Source organism: Oceanicoccus sp. (assembly GCF_029238675.1).
Taxonomy (GTDB): domain Bacteria; phylum Pseudomonadota; class Gammaproteobacteria; order Pseudomonadales; family Dasaniaceae; genus Oceanicoccus.
The window spans coordinates 1-18,086 of the sequence record NZ_JAQWFR010000028.1; the positions used below are offsets into that span (position 1 = coordinate 1).

21 protein-coding genes and 2 tRNA genes are annotated in these 18,086 nt (G+C 45.7%); 16 read left to right on the forward strand and 7 right to left on the reverse strand.

Features of this window, described 5'->3' with window-relative positions; translation table 11 throughout:
- Window positions 1-284 precede the first annotated feature (284 nt).
- From P8H32_RS09515 to P8H32_RS09530, 4 genes are read left to right on the forward strand one after another with little or no spacing between them, the layout of a single operon-like run.
- Window positions 285-782 (forward strand): gamma-glutamylcyclotransferase family protein, encoded by a 498-nt coding sequence (locus tag P8H32_RS09515; RefSeq protein ID WP_301089272.1) that lies wholly within the window; start codon window positions 285-287, stop codon window positions 780-782.
- Window positions 775-1,341, forward strand: coding sequence for an elongation factor P hydroxylase (locus P8H32_RS09520; protein WP_301089273.1), 567 nt, complete (start codon window positions 775-777; stop codon window positions 1,339-1,341). The genes P8H32_RS09515 and P8H32_RS09520 overlap by 8 nt, the downstream gene beginning before the upstream one ends.
- 3 nt (window positions 1,342-1,344) lie before the next feature.
- Window positions 1,345-2,241: a 5'-3' exonuclease H3TH domain-containing protein gene (locus tag P8H32_RS09525; protein ID WP_297290731.1), complete on the forward strand. Its 897-nt coding sequence runs from the start codon at window positions 1,345-1,347 to the stop codon at window positions 2,239-2,241.
- A 2-nt stretch (window positions 2,242-2,243) separates the two neighbouring features.
- Window positions 2,244-3,392 carry a 4-phosphoerythronate dehydrogenase gene (locus P8H32_RS09530; protein WP_301089274.1) on the forward strand — a complete coding sequence of 383 codons (1,149 nt, stop codon included), beginning with the start codon at window positions 2,244-2,246 and terminating at the stop codon, window positions 3,390-3,392.
- Here P8H32_RS09530 and P8H32_RS09535 read toward each other — a convergent pair.
- On the reverse strand, window positions 3,379-3,588 hold the full coding sequence (locus tag P8H32_RS09535; RefSeq protein ID WP_297290729.1) for a PA1571 family protein: 210 nt from the start codon (window positions 3,586-3,588) through the stop codon (window positions 3,379-3,381). The two genes, P8H32_RS09530 and P8H32_RS09535, sit on opposite strands and share 14 nt — an antisense overlap.
- Before the next feature lie 250 nt (window positions 3,589-3,838).
- Here P8H32_RS09535 and P8H32_RS09540 point away from each other — a divergent pair, with 250 nt between their 5' ends.
- Window positions 3,839-4,969 carry an ATP-NAD kinase family protein gene (locus tag P8H32_RS09540; protein WP_297290728.1) on the forward strand — a complete coding sequence of 377 codons (1,131 nt, stop codon included), beginning with the start codon at window positions 3,839-3,841 and terminating at the stop codon, window positions 4,967-4,969.
- A 371-nt stretch (window positions 4,970-5,340) separates the two neighbouring features.
- Window positions 5,341-6,021, forward strand: a complete 681-nt coding sequence (locus P8H32_RS09545; protein ID WP_301089275.1) for a cistern family PEP-CTERM protein — start codon at window positions 5,341-5,343, stop codon at window positions 6,019-6,021.
- 44 nt (window positions 6,022-6,065) lie between these two features.
- On the opposite strand, the gene P8H32_RS09550 is transcribed toward P8H32_RS09545, so the two are convergent.
- Window positions 6,066-7,280 carry a pyridoxal phosphate-dependent aminotransferase gene (locus P8H32_RS09550; RefSeq protein ID WP_297290726.1) on the reverse strand — a complete coding sequence of 405 codons (1,215 nt, stop codon included), beginning with the start codon at window positions 7,278-7,280 and terminating at the stop codon, window positions 6,066-6,068.
- A 174-nt stretch (window positions 7,281-7,454) separates the two neighbouring features.
- Here P8H32_RS09550 and msrB point away from each other — a divergent pair, with 174 nt between their 5' ends.
- Both msrB and P8H32_RS09560 read left to right on the forward strand, forming a co-directional pair.
- A complete protein-coding gene (gene msrB, locus P8H32_RS09555; protein ID WP_297290725.1) occupies window positions 7,455-7,853 on the forward strand; it encodes a peptide-methionine (R)-S-oxide reductase MsrB in 399 nt (132 codons plus the stop codon).
- Window positions 7,850-8,521 (forward strand): DNA-3-methyladenine glycosylase I, encoded by a 672-nt coding sequence (locus P8H32_RS09560; protein ID WP_301089276.1) that lies wholly within the window; start codon window positions 7,850-7,852, stop codon window positions 8,519-8,521. The genes msrB and P8H32_RS09560 overlap by 4 nt, the downstream gene beginning before the upstream one ends.
- A gap of 35 nt (window positions 8,522-8,556) precedes the next feature.
- Here the strand turns inward: P8H32_RS09560 and P8H32_RS09565 are convergent.
- Both P8H32_RS09565 and P8H32_RS09570 read right to left on the reverse strand, forming a co-directional pair.
- A tRNA-Gly gene (locus P8H32_RS09565) sits at window positions 8,557-8,631 on the reverse strand.
- A 102-nt stretch (window positions 8,632-8,733) separates the two neighbouring features.
- Window positions 8,734-8,809 (reverse strand) — tRNA-Glu (locus P8H32_RS09570).
- A 224-nt stretch (window positions 8,810-9,033) separates the two neighbouring features.
- On the opposite strand from P8H32_RS09570, the gene P8H32_RS09575 reads away from it, so the two are divergent.
- On the forward strand, window positions 9,034-9,804 hold the full coding sequence (locus P8H32_RS09575; protein ID WP_297290723.1) for a hypothetical protein: 771 nt from the start codon (window positions 9,034-9,036) through the stop codon (window positions 9,802-9,804).
- A 52-nt stretch (window positions 9,805-9,856) separates the two neighbouring features.
- Here P8H32_RS09575 and P8H32_RS09580 read toward each other — a convergent pair whose 3' ends face one another.
- From P8H32_RS09580 to P8H32_RS09590, 3 genes are all read right to left on the reverse strand, one after another.
- Window positions 9,857-10,315: a type II toxin-antitoxin system YhaV family toxin gene (locus P8H32_RS09580; RefSeq protein WP_301089277.1), complete on the reverse strand. Its 459-nt coding sequence runs from the start codon at window positions 10,313-10,315 to the stop codon at window positions 9,857-9,859.
- Window positions 10,316-10,317: 2 nt separating this feature from the next.
- Window positions 10,318-10,647 carry a type II toxin-antitoxin system PrlF family antitoxin gene (locus P8H32_RS09585; protein WP_297290721.1) on the reverse strand — a complete coding sequence of 110 codons (330 nt, stop codon included), beginning with the start codon at window positions 10,645-10,647 and terminating at the stop codon, window positions 10,318-10,320.
- A gap of 174 nt (window positions 10,648-10,821) precedes the next feature.
- Window positions 10,822-11,214: a PA2817 family protein gene (locus tag P8H32_RS09590; RefSeq protein ID WP_297291866.1), complete on the reverse strand. Its 393-nt coding sequence runs from the start codon at window positions 11,212-11,214 to the stop codon at window positions 10,822-10,824.
- Between the two features lie 133 nt (window positions 11,215-11,347).
- Between P8H32_RS09590 and P8H32_RS09595 the strand changes: the two genes are divergently transcribed.
- The 7 genes from P8H32_RS09595 to recR all read left to right on the forward strand — a co-directional run bounded on the left by P8H32_RS09595 (window position 11,348) and on the right by recR (window position 18,085).
- Window positions 11,348-12,268, forward strand: a complete 921-nt coding sequence (locus tag P8H32_RS09595; RefSeq protein ID WP_297291865.1) for an ABC transporter ATP-binding protein — start codon at window positions 11,348-11,350, stop codon at window positions 12,266-12,268.
- Between the two features lie 28 nt (window positions 12,269-12,296).
- Window positions 12,297-13,070 carry an ABC transporter permease gene (locus tag P8H32_RS09600; protein WP_301089278.1) on the forward strand — a complete coding sequence of 258 codons (774 nt, stop codon included), beginning with the start codon at window positions 12,297-12,299 and terminating at the stop codon, window positions 13,068-13,070.
- A 12-nt stretch (window positions 13,071-13,082) separates the two neighbouring features.
- A complete protein-coding gene (gene queF, locus P8H32_RS09605) occupies window positions 13,083-13,889 on the forward strand; it encodes an NADPH-dependent 7-cyano-7-deazaguanine reductase QueF (RefSeq protein ID WP_301089279.1) in 807 nt (268 codons plus the stop codon).
- Window positions 13,890-14,082: 193 nt separating this feature from the next.
- Window positions 14,083-15,417, forward strand: coding sequence for a hypothetical protein (locus P8H32_RS09610; protein WP_297291862.1), 1,335 nt, complete (start codon window positions 14,083-14,085; stop codon window positions 15,415-15,417).
- An 88-nt stretch (window positions 15,418-15,505) separates the two neighbouring features.
- Window positions 15,506-17,173 (forward strand): DNA polymerase III subunit gamma/tau, encoded by a 1,668-nt coding sequence (gene dnaX, locus P8H32_RS09615; RefSeq protein ID WP_297291861.1) that lies wholly within the window; start codon window positions 15,506-15,508, stop codon window positions 17,171-17,173.
- On the forward strand, window positions 17,170-17,484 hold the full coding sequence (locus P8H32_RS09620) for a YbaB/EbfC family nucleoid-associated protein (protein WP_297291860.1): 315 nt from the start codon (window positions 17,170-17,172) through the stop codon (window positions 17,482-17,484). The genes dnaX and P8H32_RS09620 overlap by 4 nt, the downstream gene beginning before the upstream one ends.
- A gap of 1 nt (window position 17,485) precedes the next feature.
- Window positions 17,486-18,085 (forward strand): recombination mediator RecR, encoded by a 600-nt coding sequence (gene recR, locus P8H32_RS09625; RefSeq protein ID WP_297291859.1) that lies wholly within the window; start codon window positions 17,486-17,488, stop codon window positions 18,083-18,085.
- Window position 18,086 lies beyond the last annotated feature (1 nt).

The following is an 18,086-nucleotide window of genomic DNA, read 5'->3' on the forward strand; positions in this document are numbered from 1 at the left end:
TGCCGCCATCGAAGAAGCCTCCGCCTGAAAAGTAGCTATTAACTTCGATCACAGGCAGCCCTCCATTGAGTAATGAAGGGGGGGCGAGAGCAGGCAAAACCCCTTCCGTAAAAAAGCACGTAAGGCGTTGATAGTGGGTAATGAGGCAGGGTGCTCTAACGTCGATCTAACACTGGAAAAATGGCGCGCTAAGCCATTGATTTCTATAGTTTCAGAAGTTACCGAAAGTACTGTATACTTATCCGCTTCTTTTTCCCGAATAGCTAACAAAATCAGGTGCTTACGTGATAAGTCACTACTTTGCCTACGGTAGCAATATGAATCCCGCCCGAATGGGAGCTAGAGGCCTGTCTACCATTAATGCGCTAGCGGGAACCTTAGAGGGTTTTAGTTTGCGCTTTGATAAGCGTGCTACTGGAAAAACCGGCGTCGCCTATGCCAATGTGGGCTATCAGCGTGATGGCCGTGTAGAGGGCGTTTTATACCAATTAGAACGGCCTGAAGATATTGTTATTATGGATCCCTTTGAAGGCAACCCGGTACGCTACGGTCGTGAAGCCTTTTGTGTTAATACCGCTGAAGGTGTTGTTCATGCTTGGGTTTATGTGGCCAATAAAGCCATGTTGGCAAAGGGTTTGTTACCAGAGCGTGCTTACTTAAATCATTTATTAGCTGGCAAGCAGTGGCACTCTAACACTTATCATCAGTGGCTTAGTGAACATATTTGTATTGAATCCGATAATGCTGATTCAGAACTCGACGGACTGATTTATAATGTCTAGCCCTGCAATGCAGCCTGCTTTAATTACTCACAATGCCGAAGATTTAATAATCTTATTCGATGAGCTTTTTTCGGACGCTGAAAATACTCGCCTGATTAAAGGTGAGCAGGAGCCTATCTATATTCCCGCCAATGATAAGCAGGCTTTTCATCAAGTGATTTTTGCCCATGGTTTTTTCTCCAGCGCCTTGCATGAAATCGCTCACTGGTGTGTTGCCGGTGAATTGCGACGTCAGCAATTAGATTATGGTTATTGGTACGCACCTGATGGTCGTAACCAACAGCAACAAGCTGAGTTTGAAAAAGTTGAAGTTAAACCCCAGGCTCTGGAATGGATTTTTTCCAAGGCTTGTCAGAAACAATTTCGTATCAGTGTTGATAATTTGAGTGGTGAAGCGACAGATGCTGGCCCGTTCAAAGCGGCCGTTTATCGGCAGACTTTATTTTTTTGTGAGCAGGGCTTGCCCGCAAGAGCCAAACACCTGGTGGACGCCTTGGCTGACTTTTACCAAAGGCCCATTCCCACGGCCGCTCATTTTCAATTAGCAGAGCTGGGTTGAAGTATGCCATCACAACCGGTTTATCTGATTGACGCTTCGATCTATATTTTTCGCGCTTATTTTTCTATGCCCGATGAATGGTTTAGTCCAGAAGGTTATTCCGTTAATGCCCTAAATGGCTATACCCAATTTTTACTAAAATTTCTCCAGCAAGTTAAACCCCAACAAATCGCCATTGCCTACGATGAGAGCTTGGGCACTTGTTTTCGTAATGATATTTACCCAGGGTATAAAGCCAGTAGGATGCTGCCCGATGAGGAGCTGGCTTTTCAGTTAGAGGCTTGCAAGGCCCTAACAGAAATTATGGGCATACCGACCTTTGCCAGCGACCGTTACGAAGCCGATGATATTATTGCTACCCTTGCCCATTCAGCACAACAGCGCGGCGATGATGTAACCATCGTTTCACGGGATAAAGACCTTGGACAAATTCTAAAACAAACCAACGATATATTGTGGGATTATGCCGCTGACAAACGTATCGCTACGGGTGATTTTATTGATCATTATGCTGTGGAGTCACAGCAAATGACTGACTTTTTGGCTTTGGTGGGGGATACCATTGATGATATTCCCGGCGTACCCGGTATTGGTAAAAAAACCGCCGCTGCTTTATTGAGGCAGTTTGGTAGCCTGGATAATATGCATAAGGATTTAAGCGCTGTAGCGGCTTCAGGGCTGCGAGGTGCTAAAGCTATTGCAGATAAGTTGCTGGACTATCGCTCGCAAATAAAAATGGCTCAAGCTTTGGTCCGCTTGGAATATAATGTGCCGGCGCTGGCCGATGCCTCTTTAAATTGGCAGCCGGCCTCAAAAGATACCGTAGCCTTTTTTCTCGATGAATATGCTTTAGGGCAACGATTCCAGCGTCAGCTGGATAATGGCTACTGCTGGAAATAACCATGACACGTTTTACCATTATTGCCGATGAGAATATCCCCAATGTAGCGCAGCGTTTTGCAGGACTGGGTGATGTAACTACAGTTAATGGTCGCAAGCTGAGTTCACAACAATTGCAGCAAGCCGATATTTTATTAGTTCGCTCAGTAACTCAGGTTGATCAGCATTTACTAGCCGGAACACCGGTAAGTTTTGTAGCCACGGCCACCATCGGTACTGACCATTTGGATATCGATTATTTAGAGGCCAATAATATAGGCTGGGCCAGCGCCCCCGGTTGCAATGCCAATTCAGTAGTCGACTATGTACTTAGCGCCTTTTGTCGGCTGCAAGGCTTGCTGGAATTGCTGCTCGCCGACGGTACCGTGGGTATTGTAGGTATGGGCAATGTAGGTCATCGTCTCTATCAACGCTTAAGTAATCTGGGTATTCGTTGCATCGCCTATGATCCCTTAATCGACCCAAAACGCTATCCCATTCTGGGTGACCTTGATGCGGTACTGAAGGCTGATGTCATATGTCTTCACGCTCCACTCACCAGCACTGGTGCTCACCCCAGCTTTCACCTGTTAGATGCCGAACGCCTGGCGGATATTAACCCTGGCACCGTTATCATTAATGCCGGCAGAGGTGCTGTTATAGATAACAAGGCTTTAAAAGAACTATTGAGCCAGCGTGATGACCTTTGCTCTGTGTTGGATGTTTGGGAAGGCGAGCCAAACCCTGATATGGAATTACTCAAAAGCGTAGATTTGGCTAGCCCTCATATCGCAGGTTATAGCCATGATGGAAAGCTGGCCGGCACAGAGATGATTTATCAAGCCAGTTGTGATTTTTTCTCGCAACGGCCCGATACTATAGCGCCGTTAGAAACAAATGATCATTTAAGTTTAGAGCTGACTGAGCACTACAATGTTATCGCTGCAATGAGAGAGGCGGTATTGTCTTGTTATGATATTGCACAGGATGACCAGCGCTTTAGGGGCAGCTTGCTGCATTGCGAGCCGCAGCAACGAGCTGTTGAATTTGATCGTTTACGCAAAAACTATCCTGTGCGTAGAGAGTTATCCCGATACCGCATTGCCAACCTCAACGAGTTGGATGCTGCGGTGATAACAGGTCTTAAGGCGCTAGGTTTTATTTGCCGCTAAAGTTGGGTCCATAGATAGAGGTGATTTCTTGTTCCAGTGCTGCGCAGGCATCAAGAATCATCTTTTCAGTAATAGGATGTTCGTTACCCTCTGGATCTATGATGGCACCATGGTAACCATCGTCAATAAATGGTTCGTCACATAGCGGTGAGTCTAGTTCTAAGTATTCATCGATATTAACATACAGTTCAGCCATAATTCTTTTCCTATAAAGTCCGGGTTTTATCGCTTCTGACAACATGTCGTTTTTTATAGTTATACTGTTAAACTTTAATGACAGATTGCTTGTTCTTTATTGATTTTATAGTTGTTATTAATTTTATTAGTGACAAAGCCGTCTGCTTGATATTCAGTATAGGTGCGTTGTTTGACACTACAACTGGCGTTTTTCACATTAATTAATGGGCTTATTTACAATTCAAGGCACACAATTCAAGGTTTTTTAGATGTTTAAGTTAGGGTTGATTATTAATCCTCTGGCAGGTATCGGTGGCCCGCTGGCCCTGAAGGGCAGTGATGGCAAAGCAATAGTTGCTGAGGCCCTAAGTCGTGGTGCTAAACCCCGCTCACCGGGGCGTGCGATAGAGGCATTAAAGGCCATAGGTTCTCAAGTTAAAGTTCTTGGCTTGTCCGGTGCCATGGGGGGCGATATAGCTCAAGCCGTGGGTTTACCTTTCGAGGCTATCGGTGAGTCATCATCACCCTCAAGTGCAGAGGATACCAAAGCCGCAGCTATAAGCCTGAAAGAGCAGGGTGTAGACCTGATTCTGTTTGCTGGTGGTGACGGCACGGCCAGGGATATCTTGGAGGCGGTAGGCTCTGATTACCCCGTTTTGGGCATTCCAGCTGGTGTAAAAATGCACTCCGGCGTTTATGCGGTATCCCCGCAAGCTGCCGGTGAAATCGTTAAGCTACTGATCGGCGGTCAATTAGTCGATATCGGTTTAGCTGAAGTGCGAGATATTGATGAAGAAAGGTTTCGGCAGGGTATTGTCACCTCGTATTTTTATGGTGAGTTATTAGTGCCCAGGGAAGGACGTTTTCTTCAGCAGGTCAAATCCTCAGGCCGAGAAGTAGAAGCAATTGTCTTGCAGGATATTGCGGCGGATATTGTCGAGTCGATGGAGGATGACCTTCTTTATATTATCGGCCCCGGCACTACTCCAAGAGCAGTAATGGAAGAGTTGGGTCTAGAAAACACCTTGTTGGGCTTCGATGCTCTTTTAAACAGCAAGTCAGTGGGTACAGATTTAGATGAGCAGGCTTTATTTAAGCTGGTTCAGCAACACCAGTTAGCCGTTAAAATTATTATTACTGCCATTGGCGGTCAGGGGCATATTATTGGCCGGGGAAACCAGCAATTAAGCCCTCGTACTATCCGTGCCGCTGGTTTAGATAACGTCATTATCTTAGCCACAAAAACCAAAATTACCGAATTGCAGGGGCGCCCATTACAGGTGGATAGTAATGACCCGGCGTTAGATCAAGAGCTTGCTGGTTATCGCAAGGTGATCACTGGTTATCATGATGCGATTATGTACCCTGTTGGCTTATCCGTTGAAAAACATAGTGAATGAAAGAGTAATATAAGCTATTTAGCAGGGCCTTGCTGAAAGTAACCTTAATGCCGGCCGTTTTTTCTATGGGTCCGGTCAATGTTATGAGGGCTTAGGTATTATCAGTGTAGATTGGTTTTTGCCCGTATTATTGATCACCCCTTTAGAGGGTTTCTGGTTGCTATTAGTAAGACGCCAAAAGTCAGGCTATTTGTATGATGCAAATCATCCCAATTTAGCAAGTGCGTGTCGAAATAGTTTACATTTTTAGACGATGCTTTCCGAGTAACAAATCATAACTAGTTAAGAAACAAAGGTTATTTAAAAGTGGTATAAACTATGCGTATAACCAGGTTACTAAATCATATTTCTTATCAGGGCAGGGATATACCATGGAAAAGAATAACCTTTGGGTCGTTAGGGCCAGTCTAGCCATCGCATTTGTTTTTTCGAGTTACGTTCAGGGAGTTATTATTGATGATGTCAGTGATGACTTTTCAGCTGCCTGGGCCTACAGTGTTCCCGCATCTACGGGCACGGTTAGTGCTACAGCGACTTTCGATATTACCAGTATTTCTATATCACAACTCGTGATGGCTATTACGATCGAGAATACAACTACGCTGGGCGACTTAGGCAACGCAGGTCTGGCGTCTTTTGGTTTCAATATTAATGCGGATGCAACTGGGGCTAGCATTGCAGGTGGTTCGATATTTGACAGTACCGGGGTTCAGCAAAATCTACCGTCAATTGATAATAATATTGATGTTTGTATATGGGCTGCCAATAACTGTCAGGGAGGCGCACAAGGTAATTTATTGGCGGCAGGCGACTCTGACTCTTTCACATTGACCCTTGATTTTGCTAATAATTATCTAGCCAGTTTTGATCTGGATACCTTTGGCGTAAAATTTCAAACAGGCAAAGGCAGTTTTGAATTGGAAGGTTGTGTAAGCACTGATCCCAACTGCAACACTACAGTCCCGGAACCTGGTGCACTAGCGCTATTAGGTCTGGGTATTACCGGACTTGGTCTGGCTCGCCGAAGATATCGCCTAGTAAGTCATTATTAATCGAAAACGGCGCAAGTTGCGCCGTTTTTTTCGCTTTAATAAAGCTAGTAGCGGGATAGGAAGGCTGAAAAGCGCTCCAGTGCATGGGTGAGGTCATCTTTGCGTGGCAGGAATACCACGCGCAAATGATCAGTGGAGGGCCAGTTAAAGGCAGAACCCTGCACCAACAGAATTTTCTCCTGTTGCAAGAAATCCAGTACCAGCTTTTCATCGTTATCAATTTTAAACTTTTTGGCATCCAGTTTAGGGAACATATAAATTGCCCCTTTGGGTTTGGTGCAGCTAACCCCGGGAATTTGATTTAATAATTTATAGGCCAGGTCTCTTTGCTCAAGCAGGCGGCCACCGGGTAATACCAGATCATTAATACTTTGATAGCCACCCAAACACGTTTGTATGGCATGCTGGGCAGGAACGTTAGCGCATAGGCGCATAGAGGCGAGGATATCCAGGCCTTCGATATAATCTTGAGCGCGATGCTTGGCGCCACTTAGCATCATCCAGCCACTGCGAAAGCCCGCTAACCGATAAGCTTTTGAGAGGCCGTTAAAGGTTACACAAAGTGCATCGTTAGTTAACGTGCCTAAAGGAATATGTTGGGCCTCATCGTATAAAATCTTATCGTAAATCTCATCGGCCAAAATAATCAGATTGTGTTGCTCGGCCAAATCGACAATTTGCTGCAATAGCTCTTTAGAATAAACTGCACCCGTTGGGTTATTCGGGTTAATCACCACAATCGCCTTAGTCTTATCAGTGATCTTGGCTTTGATATCGTCGATATCCGGAAACCAGTCCGCCTGCTCGTCACAGATATAGTGAACCGGTGTGCCGCCAGCCAGTGAAGCCGATGCCGTCCATAATGGGTAGTCAGGAGCCGGGATTAGCACCTCGTCGCCATTATTCAACAAGGCTTGCAAGGCCATAGTGATCAGTTCGCTCACACCATTGCCCAGATAAATATCATCAATATCGACATTGAGCATGCCGCGCTGCTGATAGTGCTGCATAACCGCTTTGCGGGCTGAGTAAAGTCCCTTGGATTCACAATATCCCTGGCTGGTGGGTAAAAGTCGAATAACATCCTGGATAATTTCATCAGGGGCATCAAAGCCGAACGGGGCAGGGTTGCCAACATTCAATTTAAGTATGCGGTGACCTTCTTCCTCAAGCCGATTAGCTTCAACCAGCACGGGTCCACGGATGTCATAGCAGACATTAGCCAGTTTGGTGGACTTTTGAAAATGTGGTTTGCTCAACGGTGCTCGCCTTACAGTTAGAGTTATTCTTTAAGTTAGGTAAACCAGTGTAGGCCGGTTTTCGTAATAATTTTGTATTTTAAGAAAAAATAACGGCTGATGCTATGAGGTTTTCCCGTTATGGCGGTCAGATAGCGCATAATTAACAGATTAATCAGCGATTAGGAGAAAAGTATGGCCGATATCGAGAAAACCGAACAAGAGTGGCGCCAACAGTTAACAGAAGAAGAATTTTATATCTGCCGCCAAAAGGGCACAGAGAGAGCTTTTACAGGCAAGTACAATGACGAAAAGGCCAAGGGGCAATTTAACTGCACCTGCTGTGGTGAGCCCTTATTTGATTCAGAAGCCAAATATGATTCTGGCTCAGGTTGGCCTAGCTTCTATCAGCCTTTAGCGGATGAGGTGATTTTAGAAGACCGCGATGTTAGCCACGGTATGGTACGTGTTGAGGTAATGTGCAAGCGCTGTGGCTCACATTTGGGTCATGTCTTTAATGATGGCCCCCAACCAACCGGTATGCGTTATTGCATAAACTCCGCCTCACTCAAGTTGAATAAGACCGGCGAATGAAAGAATTTGATTGGATTTACCAGCATGTAGTGGAGCGCCTGGGCAGTGCCCGTGAATTAGAAAGCTATATGCCCAAGCCAGCCACCACCAGGCAGTTGCGAGCTAAAGACGATGCCTTCTATTTATCAACCATGTGCCGCAGGGTGTTTAGAGCCGGTTTAAAACACTCCGTAGTGGATAACAAATGGCCCGGCTTTGAAAAGGCGTTCTTTGGCTTTAACCCTCGCCGCGTTGCGATGATGAGCGATGAGGAGATGGATAGCCTAATGGGCAATACCGATATCATCCGTCATTGGAATAAAATCAAGTCAGTGCGTTATAACGCCAGTTTGATGCTTGAAATGATGGGTGAGCACGGCAGCATCGGTAATTGGTTGGCGCAATGGCCTGCTGATGATGTAGTTGGTTTATGGGCCTTATTAAAAAAAGAGGGCGCTCAACTGGGTGGTAACTCAGGCCCTTATTTTCTCAGAATGGTGGGCAAAGATACCTTTGTACTAACTGAAGATGTAGTCGTAGCCCTAAAGGCTCAGGGTGTTGTCGATAAAAAACCAACCAGCCAAAAGGACCTGAAGCTAGTTCAGTCAGCATTTAATCAATGGGCAGAGCAGAGCGGAAGGCCCTTATGCCAAATCAGTCGATTGCTGGCAATGACGGTTAATTACTAGTTTTTTTTGGGGGGGGTAAAGATAAAGAGAAAGAATGGAGCGGGAAAGGAGATTCGAACTCCCGACCACCTCGTTGGCAACGAGGAGCTCTACCACTGAGCTATTCCCGCCCATAGATTTACCCGACTTGAATAACCGGATCTGAACAGCAGATCTTGGTAGAAGTTACAAAGCTACTAACAAAGGACAAAAGCTGTTAGCAAGGTAAAAAATGGCGTCCCCTAGGGGGTTCGAACCCCTGTTACCGCCGTGAAAGGGCGGTGTCCTAGGCCTCTAGACGAAGGGGACGCTGGGTTACTTCGACGGTGTCCGTTGAAGTGGCGCGCATAATAAGAACCTTCGTTGCAAACGTCAACCCCAAAATTCAATTTTTACCTTAAGTTGCTGTTTTTTATGACGGATTTGCTTAAAAACTCAGCAAAACCAGCTAGACTAGGCAATGAGAATGCAGCAATTGCTATAAATACTGTTTCTCGCGATAATTCCCGTACTTAATGATATAGAGCAAGATTATGTCCGCTACCGCTGTTGTCGTCGCTATTGGGGTTGGATTATTTATCCTTGTGGCCGTGGCCATTACCATCCAGACCATTGATAGGAACAACAAAGAAAAGCGCCGTCTGGAAATTGCGCTTAATACCCGTTCCCGCAATTTCGGCTATATGCTGGATGGTTTTCCCGAAGGCTTCCTAAGCCGGGACCTGCAAGTATTGGTTTGCACCTGCCTTGTGGAAGTATTCTCCCAATTGGTACAAATAAACCCCACTGAAGACTACAAGAGCAAGTTGGCCAGTGCCCGGGAGCGCCTGGCGCAGTGCAGGGGTAAAACGGCCGCTAATGCCACTATCACCCTAACTGACGTTGCACAGATTCAAGAAATCCAGAAAATGCTCAAGGGGCTTTATAACTTTATCTCCAAGCTTGCCGCCAGCCAGCGCATCAGCGGCAAAGAAGCGATGATATACGGCAAGCAGGTACGCAGGCTAATGGTCCAGACTTCTACCGATGCATTGGCAGGGCCCATTCAGGAAGCCATTCATCAGGATAAACCCCGCTTGGCTATCCATTACCTGCATATGACCAATGAAAAAATGAAAAATGAAAACGACGATGGTTTCTACAGTGACCGCATCGCCATACATGATGCCCGCATCAGTGAACTGGAACAGCAGGCCTCTAGTCTGGAGACCTCTGCTAAAGAGAGTAAAAAGGAAGCTGCAGCGGCGTGGGATGAATTAGATAAACCGGATGATTCCTGGAAGAAAAAGGCCATTTACGATTAGCCCCCGCCACTTCGTCATTCCCGCAAACCATTTGTCATCCCCGAATGACTACTCAAAAAGAATCTGACTCTTCCAGCAACTTCTCCCAACTGTCTGGCGGCTTGCCATTCTCTAACATCTTCTCAAACATCGAATAAGCATCAGTCCTGCTGCCATAGGCTCGCTTGGTTTTATCATCATTTACCCACACATAAATAATCACTTTTGATTCACTATGAAAGCGAAAAAACAGCCGGTACTGCTGATAAAATTTTGCACGAAACCAGTGCTTCCGACTATCACCCAGCGTATCGCCTTGGCGGTATTCTGGTAGTGTGGGGTCTTGGGGAATTTTTTCCAGCGCGAGCTTATTAATAGCCGCTAATCGCTTAGTGGCATTCTTCTTTTTGAAATTTGCAGGATCTTTTTTCTTTAGCTTTTCAACTTGATCAGTTAATACCTCTAACTGGTCAAGAAAGAGGGGATGCGCAAAGATAGTCCATCCATTGATTACCCATTGCTTGTTAGTCAATACTATTCATCCTCCTCTGATAGGGGGCTATCCAGATCGATTTCAACATCGGCAACAAGTGATTGAATGCGGTTAGCCAGACTTTCACCCACCACGCTAATACGAGATGGATTATTAGCAATATCTAATGCAATAAAATCTAAAAAACAGCTCATAACAGGGTCCTCCTCATGGCTCTCGGCACGGGATAACACGACATCACCGTTAGCCTGAACGGTGTAACGGATTTTCTCGCGCTTTTTAAGGCCAAGCGCCTTTCTAATTGGGTCTGGTACCGTTGTTTGATATCTCTCAGTAAGAGTAGATTCGGTAACCAGAATTGGGGGGGGCATGCTTGCCTCCATGGTTAATAAATAGTTAAAGCATAGCCATAGTTAAGTCATGGTTAAGACATGGTTAAGACATAGTTAAGACATAGTTAAGACATAGTTAAGACATAGTTTTAAGCTTGCTTAAACTGGAGGGTAATGCAATTGCATTACCCTGTCAATCCTTATGTAGCGAGCTTAGTGTAACTGGAAAATACTCGCCTTCACCGCGGTATAATCCAGACTTTCTTCAGGGTTCTCATGAAGCTTTTCATCTAGCTGCTGATAAAGCGCCAGCTCCTCATCAGCCATATAATGCAGGCATTCACCGCCAAAAAACCAAAACAGATCACGGTTAACCGTGGGGGTAATATGCTGATAATGCGTCACAATACGGCAGACAATCGACTGCCCCTGTTCCACAAAGGTTTCGCTGGAGTCGGTAGCTTCACTTAGAGCCTTTAAAGTCTCCATAAACTCAAGGTCAACTTCGGTGGCGCGCCCATCACAGAAGGGCAGTTGCTTCTCGCAGTGCTGATATAGGGCTTGCAACAGATTGTGGTGATGATTGAAGTAACTGGAATCGCTCATTGGCTGTTTGCTCGGGGTAGTAGGGGGTTGGATTGCGGCGTAGTTTATCAGAGCGATCTAATTAAGCCAGCAGACCGTTCTCCGTGTTATTATCTCCCTTTTACCCTTAACCTCTGTTGAGTGATCGCCAACAATGACCACCGCTTTATCCATCAAACAATTAAGCAAAGCTTATAACAATGGTTTTCAGGCCCTAAAAGGGATTGACCTGCAGGTTGAAGAGGGCGACTTCTTTGCTTTGTTAGGTCCTAACGGTGCCGGTAAGTCGACAACCATCGGTATTATTTGCTCACTGATTAGAAAATCTGCTGGCAAGGTGAGAGTGTTTGACTACGATATCGATAGCCACTTTTCACAAGCCAAAAAGCAGATTGGTATTGTGCCGCAGGAATTTAATTTCCCTAACTTTGAAAAAGTATTTGATATTTTGGTAAATCAGGCTGGTTATTATGGCTTGCCTAAAAAGCTGGCGGTACAGCGTACAGAAAAGTATTTAAAAGCCCTGGGGCTATGGGACAGACGCTTTGATGCCCCCCGCAGCCTATCTGGTGGCATGAAGCGCCGATTAATGATTGCCAGGGCGCTGGTACATGAGCCCCGCTTATTAATTCTCGATGAGCCTTCCGCCGGCGTCGATATAGAAATGCGCCGCTCTATGTGGGTATTTCTAAAAGAGCTTAATGAGCAGGGCACCACCATTATTTTAACCACCCATTATTTGGAAGAAGCGGAAAGCTTGTGTCGCAATATTGCTATTATTAATCACGGTGAAATTGTAGAGCATGGTAGTATGAAAAACTTGTTATCCCAACTTCACAAAGAGGTAGTTATTCTCGATACCAAAGCCCCATTGGCCTCGGCACCTGAGTTAACAGGTTTTACTGCCATCCTGGTGGATGATCACACACTTGAAGTAGATATTGAAAAAGGCCAAACGGTCAATGCACTATTTACCGAGTTGACTGCGGCCGGCATAGAAATCAACAGTATGCGTAATAAGGCCAATCGTCTGGAAGAGTTGTTTGTTAATTTAGTCAACAGCGGCGCAGCTTGATTACTGTGTTAGCTACGGAATAGAAGTAATGAGTTTTCAAGAACAGTTAATTGCCTTTTTGACCATCGTTCGCAAAGAAGTTAAACGCTTTATGCGGATATGGACACAAACCCTGGTGCCACCGGTAATCACCATCACTTTATATTTTATTATTTTTGGCACTTTAATCGGCGAGCGTATTGGGCCTATGGCTGGTGTCGATTATATGGAGTTTGTCGTGCCCGGTTTAATTATGATGTCGGTGATTACCAGCTCCTATACCAATGTCGTGTCATCATTCTTTGGTGCTAAATTCCAGCGTTTTATAGAAGAGATGCTGGTATCGCCAACACCCAACTATATTATTTTGTTAGGCTTTGTGATGGGTGGTGTGACCCGTGGCCTGGGGGTTGGTTTTATTGTTACCCTGGTTGCCTTATATTTTACCGACCTACAGATTCATAGCTACCCAATCACCATTTCTATTGTGGTCGTTACGTCGGTATTCTTTTCCATGGCCGGTTTTATTAATGCCGTTTTTGCCAATACCTTTGATGATATTTCGATTATCCCCACTTTTTTATTAACGCCATTAATCTATTTGGGCGGAGTCTTTTATTCAACCGCTTTATTGCCAGAATTCTGGGCCGCTGTATCAAAGGCCAATCCCATTCTTTATATCGTCAACGCTTTTCGTTACGGCGTCTTGGGTATTAGTGATATCAATGTAAACTCGGCCTTTATTATGATTGCTGTGTTTACAATAGTCGCTTGGTTTTATAGTTTATGGTTGCTCAATTCCGGCAAAAGTTTAAGGCAATAACAGGTTGAAACTATGGTAAAGATCCCACTAGGCAGAGAAGTAGGCTACGTTGATACTTACAGCCCGAAACTATTATTTCCCATTGCCAGGGAGCAATCGCGTAATGATTTAGGTGTTGCTTTGGGGCAACTGCCTTTTACCGGTGTTGATATTTGGAATGCCTATGAACTATCGTGGCTGAACACCAAGGGTAAGCCACAGGTGGCCTGTGCGGAGTTTCGTTTTCCCTGCGAGTCAGTTTCTATTGTTGAGTCAAAGTCTTTTAAGTTGTATTTAAACTCCCTAAACCAAACTGTTTTTACTGATCAGCAAGCATTACAGCAGCAAATGGCCGAAGACCTGTCAGCCTGTGTGGGTGCCACAGTCGAAGTTTTTATAAGGGATGTTGCTAGCGGTAACGCAATTAGCCAATTAGAGGGTATTTGTCTGGACAATCTTGATATCAGTATGACCAGCTATGCACCAGAGCCAGCATTACTGACCACAGGTGAACACAATACAGGGGAAAGTTTATATAGCCACTTATTACGTTCTTTATGTCCAGTAACTGCCCAACCTGATTGGGCGAGCGTAGAGATTTGTTATACCGGCCCTCAAATTAATCATGAAGGCCTACTTAAATACCTCATCGGCTACCGCCAGCACCAGGAGTTTCACGAGCAGTGTGTGGAGCGTATCTTTACCGATATCAGTGTTCGTTGCCAGCCGAAACAGTTATCCGTGAAGGCACTGTATACTCGTCGCGGCGGTATGGATATCAACCCCTTCCGTTCTAATAAACCTATCGTTCCAGATAATATTCGTCTGAATCGGCAGTAATCACTGAAATAAAGCCCATATCTCCTTATTTTGGCCGGTATTTGCTTAAATACTTCCCTTGGATTCATGGCTAAATCCCGTTAGCTGTACCATAATTCTACGTTAATAAATATCCATACTTTCATAGGTTTAGCTAATATTTTTATCGCAGTCGTTGAATACCTGCCAAAAGTGACGCTAGCGGAATCTTTTTATGCCAGAATCGAGTCTTCTTTTTTATATCACTGCTGAATTGGCGGTATTGCTGCTGATTGTCTGCATCTTCCTAATGATGCATCTTGGCAAGATGAAAAAACTGATAGCTAAGCTGGAAGACAAGATTGTCAGCCTGCGAAAGTCTATTGGCAAATCCCGCAATGAAACCAAAAAAGCTTTAAAACAACTTGCAGAAAAGGAAACCATTCCCTCCCTGTCTTTTCTCGACTACCTCGATACTGAAATTGATAGCACTCGCGATCATCACCAATCTCTGGACCCCGGCCGGGATATTGTTCTGGATATTGCACCGGATGCTCCCATAGAGCGCCAGGTTTCGGCACTGCGCCATGCTTTTTTAATTGCGGAAAAAGAAGCTCGCTACGCGGGCGATGAAGATAGCTCAAGCTGGGATGTACTGCAGGCAAAATTACAGCCGATTATCCAGTTTTATGAAAGCGCCAACCCGCCAACAGCAGAGCAAGAGCCAGCGGATGACACTGCTTTAACTGAAGAAATAACCAACTATAAAAGCCGCATACAAAATCTGGAGCGCTTTAAAAAATTGTTCTTTGATATGGAGAGCAAATGGGAACACAGCAAAGCCCAGGCCGATGACTATCATCAACAGCTGATAGCAATGGGCAAGTCCTTGGGGGGCGGTGAAAAATTCGATAGCCTGCTGGAGAAGTATGCCAATGCCTATAATGATATTGGCGACTTAATACAGTCTGAGGGCTCAGATGAGGCTGGTGCTGAGATAAACCTTGAATATAGTGGTGCTGGCAAAACTATTATTGCCAATCAGGAAGAGATTCTCCGGCTTAAAAACATGGCTGTTGACCAACATAAGGTCATTACTGAGCTCAAGAAAAAACTTCTATCATCCAGCTCTCCGGAAGACCAGCAACGAATCGTTACCGACTTAAGCGATCAGTTAGGCCAGCAGCAGCGTTTTATGCAGGAAGCAGAAACTTGCATTCAGCTGGTTGAAAATGAGTTGACTCGTGCCATCGACGAAAATGAAAACCTGCGCGCCCAATTAAAAAGCGCGGGAAGTGTTGATAGTGCAGTGACAGGTGAAGAGGTCGAACGTATTGAAGCCATGGTTAAAGATCTTACCAGCGAAAGCAAAGATATGCTTGGCACCATTGCTGCTTTAGAAGAAGAAAATAGCGACCTCAAACAGCAGCTGGAATCCGGTGGTAGTGGCGATACTGAAAATGTCGAAACTCTGAAGTCCAGGCTTGGAGAAATGCAACAAGAGCTGCTTAGCCTCCAAACCCAGCACATCGAGCTGGAAGAGCGCTATCTGGAATTGAAAATGAAGTAATCTTCTCCTAATAACCCGCTACTATGGTTTATGTCATCATTGACCTAGTGTATCCTACCTCCCTGATTTAACAGGGGATAATCCTTCGATGAGCTATCAGGTACTGGCCCGTAAATGGCGGCCGAAAACCTTCCGTGAAATGGTAGGGCAGGAGCATGTATTAAAGGCGCTGATTAATGCGCTGGACCATAATCGTCTGCACCATGCCTATTTGTTTACAGGCACGCGAGGCGTTGGTAAAACCACGATTGCTCGTATTTTAGCTAAATGCCTTAATTGTGAAGCTGGTGTGAGTTCCGAGCCCTGTGGGCAATGTAGCGCCTGCGTATCCATCAACGACGGCCGCTTTGTAGACCTGATAGAAGTGGATGCAGCATCGCGGACCAAAGTTGAAGATACCCGCGAGTTATTAGAAAACGTGCAATATGCCCCTACCGTTGGCCGTTACAAAGTGTACCTGATCGATGAGGTGCATATGCTTTCTACCCATAGTTTTAACGCGCTGTTAAAAACCCTGGAAGAACCGCCACCTCACGTAAAATTCCTGTTAGCAACTACCGACCCCCAAAAACTGCCTGCAACCGTCCTGTCACGCTGCTTGCAGTTTAATTTAAAGAATATGAGTCCCGAGCGTATCGTTGACCATTTAAAGTATGTGTTAGAGCAGGAGATGGTTGGCTTTGACGAGGCTGCTTTGTGGCTATTAGGCCGCTCAGCGGATGGCAGTATGCGTGATGCCATGAGTTTGGCAGACCAAGGGGTTTCTTTCGGCTCAGGTAAATTGTTAGAGCCAGATGTACGCAATATGCTGGGCACCATCGACCAGACAGCGGTGTATGACATTATTGAAGCGCTGGCGGCAGCAGACGGTGCGCAAGTGTTAGCGGCGGTTGATCAGCTATCGGAGCATGCCCCGGATTATGTGGCGGCGCTTGAGGAATTGTTAACCTTATTACATCGTATTGCGATTACTCAGGCGGTGCCTGAAGCTACGGATAATAGCTTTGGAGATAAAGAGCGGGTTACCGACCTGGCGGGTCGTTTGGCGGCAGAGAATGTGCAGTTGTTTTATCAGATGGGCTTAAATGGTCGTCGTGACTTGCCCTTGGCACCTGACCCTCGTAGTGGCTTTGAAATGGTTTTGCTGCGGATGTTGGCGTTTATGCCGGCGGGTATTGCCCAGCTACCGCAAGGTAGTGTGCAAAATTCTGCTCCGGTAGCTAATAACACAGCGGCATCTGCGGAGGCGCCCGAACCTGTAAAAAAGCCTGAACCGGTCCCTCAGCCCTCTGCGGTAGCTGAAGAGCCGGAATCCAAACTACCCCCTGCAGCTACCCCCATTAGCCTTGATCAGCTAAACCCCACTAACTGGAATCAGTTATTTGATCGTTTAGGCTTTGGCGGTGTGGTGGGGAATATTGCTTCCCACTGCGTCTTGCAACAAATTGAGGGCGATACAATTACTCTGGGTCTGGATGAAAATAACGCCACTTTATTTAGCGATAGCTATACTGCCCGTATTCAGCAGCATTTATCCGTCACCTTAAATGCCCCGATTAAACTCAAGATTAATGTTACGCCCGTACAGGTAGAAACCCCTTCGGGCAGAAAGCAGCGACTCATCAAAGAGCGCAGGCAGCAAGCTTTTGTTGATCTACAAAACGATCCCAACGTACAAACCTTAATTAACGACTTTTCTGCCGTATTGGTGGAGGAGAGTGTAGAGCCGGTATTACATGGTGCGAGGAAGCAATGAAAATTAACGATATTATGAAACAGGCCCAGCAAATGCAGGAGCAAATGCAAAAAGCACAGGAAGACATGGCCAATAAAGAAGTTGACGGCGAGTCCGGTGCAGGGATGGTTAAAGTAGTAATGACAGGGCGTCATGATGTGCGTCGTGTGACCATTGACCAGAGCTTGATGAGCGAAGATAAAGAGGTGCTGGAAGATTTATTAGCCGCTGCGGTTAACGATGCAGTGCGCAAAGTGGAAGAAACCAGCCGTAATGCGATGTCGGGTTTAGCGGGTGGCGTTGACCTTTCCAACTTTAAGATGCCGTTCTAAAATGGCTTTTAGTCCTTTAATTGATCAGCTTGTAGAAGCTTTACGGTGCTTGCCTGGTGTAGGTCCTAAGTCTGCCCAGCGCATGGCGTTTCATTTATTGGAGCGTGATCGTGAGGGCGGGTTTAAACTGGCCGAGCAATTGGAAAAAGCGATGTCCGGTGTTTCCCGTTGCAGTAGTTGCCGTACATTGACTGAACAAAGTCTATGTTCCATTTGTGCCAATGATAAGCGTGATAGATCCATTATCTGCGTAGTAGAAACCCCCGCCGATGTCTTTGCCTTTGAGCAGTCCGGTATCTATCGCGGTTTATATTTTGTATTGATGGGGCACCTTTCTCCCATTGATGGTATTGGTCCTGCTGAAATTGGTGTCAGTGATTTACTCCAGCGTTTGCAGGATGAAGAGATTAAAGAAGTTATCCTCGCTACCAACCCAACAGTAGAAGGCGAGGCCACGGCTTTTTATATTACCGATCAAGTGAAAGCTTTAGGTATAGAGGTTTCAAGAATTGCCCATGGTGTTCCCTTGGGTGGTGAGTTGGAATATGTTGATGCGGGTACTTTAGCTCATGCCCTTAACGGTCGTCGTACTGTTGATTAAT

Bases quoted from the DNA above. Each gene is read 5' to 3' on its own strand.
- P8H32_RS09520 (WP_301089273.1), top strand. From the start codon at position 775: ATGTCTAGCCCTGCAATGCAGCCTGCTTTAATTACTCACAATGCCGAA.
- P8H32_RS09525 (WP_297290731.1), top strand. From the start codon at position 1,345: ATGCCATCACAACCGGTTTATCTGATTGACGCTTCGATCTATATTTTT.
- P8H32_RS09530 (WP_301089274.1), top strand. From the start codon at position 2,244: ATGACACGTTTTACCATTATTGCCGATGAGAATATCCCCAATGTAGCG.
- P8H32_RS09535 (WP_297290729.1), bottom strand. From the start codon at position 3,588: ATGGCTGAACTGTATGTTAATATCGATGAATACTTAGAACTAGACTCA.
- P8H32_RS09540 (WP_297290728.1), top strand. From the start codon at position 3,839: ATGTTTAAGTTAGGGTTGATTATTAATCCTCTGGCAGGTATCGGTGGC.
- P8H32_RS09545 (WP_301089275.1), top strand. From the start codon at position 5,341: ATGGAAAAGAATAACCTTTGGGTCGTTAGGGCCAGTCTAGCCATCGCA.
- msrB (WP_297290725.1), top strand. From the start codon at position 7,455: ATGGCCGATATCGAGAAAACCGAACAAGAGTGGCGCCAACAGTTAACA.
- P8H32_RS09560 (WP_301089276.1), top strand. From the start codon at position 7,850: ATGAAAGAATTTGATTGGATTTACCAGCATGTAGTGGAGCGCCTGGGC.
- P8H32_RS09575 (WP_297290723.1), top strand. From the start codon at position 9,034: ATGTCCGCTACCGCTGTTGTCGTCGCTATTGGGGTTGGATTATTTATC.
- P8H32_RS09585 (WP_297290721.1), bottom strand. From the start codon at position 10,647: ATGCCCCCCCCAATTCTGGTTACCGAATCTACTCTTACTGAGAGATAT.
- P8H32_RS09590 (WP_297291866.1), bottom strand. From the start codon at position 11,214: ATGAGCGATTCCAGTTACTTCAATCATCACCACAATCTGTTGCAAGCC.
- P8H32_RS09595 (WP_297291865.1), top strand. From the start codon at position 11,348: ATGACCACCGCTTTATCCATCAAACAATTAAGCAAAGCTTATAACAAT.
- P8H32_RS09600 (WP_301089278.1), top strand. From the start codon at position 12,297: ATGAGTTTTCAAGAACAGTTAATTGCCTTTTTGACCATCGTTCGCAAA.
- queF (WP_301089279.1), top strand. From the start codon at position 13,083: ATGGTAAAGATCCCACTAGGCAGAGAAGTAGGCTACGTTGATACTTAC.
- P8H32_RS09610 (WP_297291862.1), top strand. From the start codon at position 14,083: ATGCCAGAATCGAGTCTTCTTTTTTATATCACTGCTGAATTGGCGGTA.
- dnaX (WP_297291861.1), top strand. From the start codon at position 15,506: ATGAGCTATCAGGTACTGGCCCGTAAATGGCGGCCGAAAACCTTCCGT.
- P8H32_RS09620 (WP_297291860.1), top strand. From the start codon at position 17,170: ATGAAAATTAACGATATTATGAAACAGGCCCAGCAAATGCAGGAGCAA.
- recR (WP_297291859.1), top strand. From the start codon at position 17,486: ATGGCTTTTAGTCCTTTAATTGATCAGCTTGTAGAAGCTTTACGGTGC.